Source organism: Neisseria sp. P0021.S005 (assembly GCF_051956955.1).
On record NZ_JBQCWY010000799.1, the window covers coordinates 1 to 1,122 of the forward strand.

The following is a 1,122-nucleotide window of genomic DNA, read 5'->3' on the forward strand; positions in this document are numbered from 1 at the left end:
AACCAGCCTATTTCAGACGGCCTCAGCATAAAACAAAGGAACAAAAATGCCTGAATACCGCTCCAAAACCTCTACCCACGGCCGCAATATGGCAGGCGCGCGCGCATTGTGGCGTGCGACCGGCGTCATGGAAACCGACTTCGGCAAACCGATTATCGCCATTGCCAACTCCTTCACCCAATTCGTCCCAGGCCATGTGCACCTGCACAATATGGGCCAACTGGTTGCCCGTGAAATCGAAAAAGCCGGCGGCATTGCCAAAGAATTCAACACCATCGCCATTGACGACGGCATCGCCATGGGCCACAGCGGCATGCTCTACTCCCTGCCCAGCCGCGACCTGATTGCCGACTCCATCGAATACATGGTCAACGCCCACTGCGCCGATGCTCTGGTCTGCATTTCCAACTGCGACAAAATCACCCCAGGCATGCTGATTGCCGCCATGCGCCTGAACATTCCGACCATCTTCGTTTCCGGCGGCCCGATGGAAGCCGGTAAAGTTATCGGCGTAGCCAATATTCAACCAGAACGCCGTTTGGACTTGATTGACGCTATGATCGAATCGGCTGACGACAATATCAGCGACAAACAAGTCGAAGAAGTCGAGCAAAACGCCTGCCCGACTTGCGGCTCCTGCTCCGGCATGTTTACCGCCAACTCCATGAACTGCCTGACCGAAGCACTCGGCCTTTCCCTGCCGGGTAACGGTTCATACTTGGCGACCCACACAGGCCGCAAAGAATTGTTCCTCGAAGCCGGCCGCATGATTGTCGAAATCACCAAACGCTACTACGAGCAAGACGACGAAACCGTATTGCCGCGCAGTATTGCCACTAAAAAAGCGTTTGAAAACGCCATGACCATGGACATCGCCATGGGCGGCTCTACCAATACCATCCTGCATTTGCTCGCCGTTGCCAACGAAGCGGGCGTGGATTTCAAAATGGCCGACATAGACCGCCTGAGCCGCGTTGTACCTTGCATCTGTAAAACCGCGCCAAACAACCACGACTACTACATGGAAGACGTGCATCGCGCCGGCGGCATTTTCGCCATCCTGAAAGAATTGGACAAAGCAGGCAAACTGCACACCGACGTGTACACCATCCACGCGCCGAC

General features: G+C 55.3%; 1 protein-coding gene. It reads left to right on the forward strand.

Translation table 11 applies throughout. The features are described from left to right. Positions 1 to 46 precede the first annotated feature (46 nt). A partial coding sequence (gene ilvD / locus ACTHUE_RS19385) for a dihydroxy-acid dehydratase (RefSeq protein WP_440424211.1) occupies positions 47 to 1,122 on the forward strand: 1,076 nt, incomplete at its 3' end.